This window comes from Protofrankia symbiont of Coriaria myrtifolia, assembly GCF_900634755.1.
GTDB classification, from domain to species: Bacteria; Actinomycetota; Actinomycetes; order Frankiales; family Frankiaceae; genus Protofrankia; species Protofrankia coriariae.
In genome coordinates, this window is sequence record NZ_CAAAFS010000101.1 from 1 (window position 1) to 3,782 (window position 3,782).

6 protein-coding genes are annotated in these 3,782 nt (G+C 73.7%); all 6 read left to right on the plus strand.

Annotation, left to right across the window (positions count from 1 at the left end):
- Positions 1-261: 261 nt before the first annotated feature.
- The gene (locus CM1CMNOD_RS05750) at positions 262-555 is read left to right on the plus strand and encodes a hypothetical protein (RefSeq protein WP_131789374.1); all 294 of its coding nucleotides are present in this window, start codon (positions 262-264) and stop codon (positions 553-555) included.
- Positions 552-992 (plus strand): WhiB family transcriptional regulator, encoded by a 441-nt coding sequence (locus tag CM1CMNOD_RS05755; RefSeq protein ID WP_013872731.1) that lies wholly within the window; start codon positions 552-554, stop codon positions 990-992. The genes CM1CMNOD_RS05750 and CM1CMNOD_RS05755 overlap by 4 nt, the downstream gene beginning before the upstream one ends.
- On the plus strand, positions 992-2,029 hold the full coding sequence (locus tag CM1CMNOD_RS05760; protein WP_013872732.1) for a DUF2637 domain-containing protein: 1,038 nt from the start codon (positions 992-994) through the stop codon (positions 2,027-2,029). The genes CM1CMNOD_RS05755 and CM1CMNOD_RS05760 overlap by 1 nt, the downstream gene beginning before the upstream one ends.
- The gene (locus CM1CMNOD_RS05765) at positions 2,022-2,282 is read left to right on the plus strand and encodes a hypothetical protein (protein WP_013872733.1); all 261 of its coding nucleotides are present in this window, start codon (positions 2,022-2,024) and stop codon (positions 2,280-2,282) included. Before CM1CMNOD_RS05760 ends, CM1CMNOD_RS05765 begins: the two co-directional genes overlap by 8 nt.
- Positions 2,283-2,460: 178 nt before the next feature.
- On the plus strand, positions 2,461-3,324 hold the full coding sequence (locus CM1CMNOD_RS22245; protein WP_193353096.1) for a hypothetical protein: 864 nt from the start codon (positions 2,461-2,463) through the stop codon (positions 3,322-3,324).
- On the plus strand, positions 3,321-3,782 hold a 462-nt coding region (locus CM1CMNOD_RS05775), incomplete at its 3' end, for a lytic transglycosylase domain-containing protein (RefSeq protein ID WP_131773876.1). The genes CM1CMNOD_RS22245 and CM1CMNOD_RS05775, both read left to right, overlap by 4 nt.

Genomic DNA, 3,782 nt, shown 5'->3' on the forward strand with positions numbered 1-3,782 from the left:
CACCCACCCATCCCTGTCAAACCCGATTCGACCCGTCCGGATCTCCGGTGTGTCACGCCGCCATGCACCACACCGGGATCCCTCACCTCTCCGCCAGCCGCACCGAAAGGCAGACGTCGTCATGAGCAACCCTGTTTCGTCCATTCCCGGCGCTGACAACCTCGCCGACGCGACCGTCGCCGAGGTCAAGCGGATCGCCGAAGAGCTCCGGCGCCGCGCGGGCGGCAAGTGATGACCGGCATCGGCTCTCGGACCGGGCCCGTGGTGATGGGTGCTGCGGGCCGGCTGACGCTGCCGGCTTGCGCGGAACCCGGTGCCCCTCTTCCCCCGCTGTTCGCCCCGGTCATCGAGGTCGGGGGCAGCCGATACACCGCTGGGCTGCACACCTCGCCCGAGGAGGCACGCGTCGCCGGGGAGGCGCTCGCGGACGTCCACCCGTCCGTGTCGATGCACGGGGTTGTGGAGCTCCTGACGGCCGCGGTCGCCGCCGAACTCGCGTCCGCCCACGACGTGCTGGAGCAGATGGACATCCAGAGGTTCGGCGGTACGGGATGACCGCCAAATTTTCGATCACGGACGCGGTCGCCGGGCTGCTGACGCTGCCGGCGTGGGATCTGCCCGCGTTGCAAGCTCTTGTGCAGGCGGATCGGCGTCCGTGCTGGGACGCCGATCCGGAGTTGTTCTTCCCCGCGGGTGAGACCGGCCCGGCGGTAGCCGCGCAGGTCACGGCGGCACGGGCGGTATGCGCGGCCTGCCCGGTACGGGCTGCCTGCCTGGCGGTGGCGCTGGCTCCGGACACGGCGGCCGACACCGGCGCCGGGGACGACCCGATCTCCGCCCTGTACGCCCCGGACGGGGTGTGGGGCGGGCTGACCGCGGCCGAACGGCGCGCTGTGGCTCCGCACTGGTACGCCCTGCGCAGCCTGGCCGAATCCGTGCCTGTGCCTGCCGGCGTCACCGGCCGGGCTGACGACGTGGTGCCGGCGGCGTGATGCCGCATGAGAACGGCCAGGAGCCGGCCGAGAGCTCGAAGGTGTCCTGGCCGCTGATCGTCTCCCTGGTGTTGATCGCTGGGGTGTGGGCGGCCGGGGCGGTGTGGTCGTATGACCATCAGAGCCGGTTCGCGGAGAGCCTGGGGTTCCACCACGGCTATCTGCTGCCCGCGGTCGCGGACGGGCTGCCGGTGGCCATGGCCGCTGTCGCGTTCTCCGCGGCGTTGGACGGCCGGCCGGCGACCGTGGCCCGGTTGGGCACCGCGCTGGCGGTGGCGGCGTCCTCGGCGTCCAACGGTATTTACGCCTGGCGCCGCTCAGGCCACGACCTGACCACGGTGATCGTCGCTGTCGCGATCCCGGTGATGGCGGCGGTCGCGTTCGAGGTGCTGTTGGGCGAGATCCGGAAGCAGGTCCTCCAGCGCCGCGGAGCGGCCCCACCGGCGCCGGTCCCGCTGCTGCGTCCCATCCGGGTGCTGTTGGACCCGTTCCGCGAGATCGGGCAGTGGCGCCGGCACGTGCTGACGGTGACCGACCCGGCTGCGGATCCGGTACGCCAACAGGCGCTGTCTCGTCTCGTTGACGCGGTCGCGGAGATCGAGGCGCAGCGGGAAAGCCCGCAGGAGACGTCGGCCGAGGAGATCGAGACGTCGCGAGAGACGTTCGAGGCGCCGGTGTGGCCGACAGAAACACCGGCTCTCACCGCGCCCGTCTCGGGCGAGACGTCTCGCTCGGTCGCGGCCGAGACGTCGACTCTCACCGCCTCCGAGACGGCCGAGACATCTCGCTCGGATACGTCTCGGCCGTCTCGGTCCGGGAAGGCCGAGACGGCTGGGTCGCAGCGGGCCGCGATGAAGGCGTGGGCGACAGCCCAGATCGACGCCGGAGTGAAGATCTCAGGTGCGGATCTTGACCGGCAGTTCGGGACCCGGAACTACGGCCGGGCGGTGCTGCGGGAGCTGAAGGCGGCCCGCGCCGAAGCAGCCGAGGTCGCCCCCGTCTCCACCCCGGCTGTGGCGGGGGTGGCTGATGCCTAGCCCGACGGCCACCCGCCAGCGGCGGCGGCCGGCTGGTGACGGTCGGATCGCCGCCCGCCAGCAGCGGCGGCAGCGGATGTTCCTGGCCCGGTTGGGGAGCGCCCGCCGGCCGGCCGATCGCCTCGGTGTCGCGGTCGATTACCTGCGCGGGGCCCTGGCCGACGTACCGCCTGTCCAGGCGGAGCGGGAGGTCGACGCCCTGGTCCGGCAGATCACCGAGGTCGTCGCCCGCCTGCATGGGAGGACCCGATGAACACGAGGAGTGATCGTCCGGTGGATCGTCCAGTGGACGGTGGAGGATCGGCCGGCTGCCGCGGCAGGAGGGGACACCGCGCGTGCCCACGTGTGCGTACGCGCACGCGCGAGACGGCGATGAGTCTAACCGGCCGCTGCCCGCTGGCGGTCGGTGACCCCCGTGGGGGGTGGTCGTGGTGAGCCGCCAGCTCTGCCCGTTCTGCCGGACCCCGGGCGGCGCCCATACAGAGGAGTGCTGGTTCTCCCCGGTGTGCCCGGACTGCGGGGCCGGGGTTGGCCTCGCCCACGAGGAGGGATGCGACCAGGCGCAGTGCCTCCGAACCGGTGGGCAGCGGCTCATGTGCGCGTTCGGCGCCGACCATGACGGGGACTGCGGCCGGGACGTGTGGACCGGGTTCTTCTGGGGTGTCGCGGAGTGCGTCGAGTTCGGCTGGTGGGTCCAGGACCGCGGTGATGAGGGGCTGGGGTTCGTCCCCTGCGCTCCGAACGCCCCCGGCGCCATCCCCAACACCAGCCGGCTGGTCCTTGACGCCGTCTGGGATCCGGCGGCGGGCCGCTGGCAGCTGCGCGACACCCGCCCGCAGCGAGACGACCACCGGCCCGATCCGACCCCACCCGCCCAGGACGACGAGGACGACGAGGAGCACGCGGTGGGCGGCGACGAGACACCGCCGGGCACGGAGCTGATCGAGGCCCCGCGGATCGACTCCACGCCCGCGGACGGGGACGAGACCTTCGGCGAGATGCCGACCGAGACCCGGATGCGCGCGGCCCGCCGGCTGTGGGATGTCGCGATCGGGGAGCTGCCCTCGGTCTGGTCGGAGCCGCCGGCCGAACCGGCGGCGCTGGTCCGCTACGCCCGCGACGGCGACTGGTGCGCGCCGGAGGCCACCGGCTGGCGGCGGGCCGGGCAGGTCTACTGCGCCCTGGTCGCGATCCCGGTCTCGGTCGTCCTGTATGTGGCGGCGTGGCTGGTGCAGCGCCCGGGCCGGCTCGCCGCCGCGGCGGCGCTGGCCACGATCGTCTGGATCGTGCTGTGACCGGCCTGCCGCACGGCGGCTGGACGGTCGTCGCGCTCGCCGCCGGTCTGCTGCTGGCGCTGTGGCTGCGCCGGCTGGTCGCCGCCGGGCTGCTGGCGGCGGCGCTGGCGGTGGCGCTGGCGGTGGTCGCCGGGCTGGTCCCGGCCCTGTTGCCCGGCCCGCCGGCGGGCGGGCCGCTGGCGCCGGGTGCTCCGGTCCCCGCCGCCTACCGGCCGTGGATCACCCGGGCCGGGTCGCTCTGCCCGGAGATCACCCCGGCGCTGCTGGCCGCGCAGTTGTCCCAGGAGTCCGGGTTCAACCCCCGCGCGGTCTCCGTTGCCGGGGCACAGGGGATCGCCCAGTTCATGCCGTCCACCTGGCGCACGTGGGCGACGGACGGGGACGGGGACGGGGTCGCTTCGGTCTGGAACCCCGCCGACGCGATCACCGCGCAGGGCCGGTTCATGTGCCACCTGGCC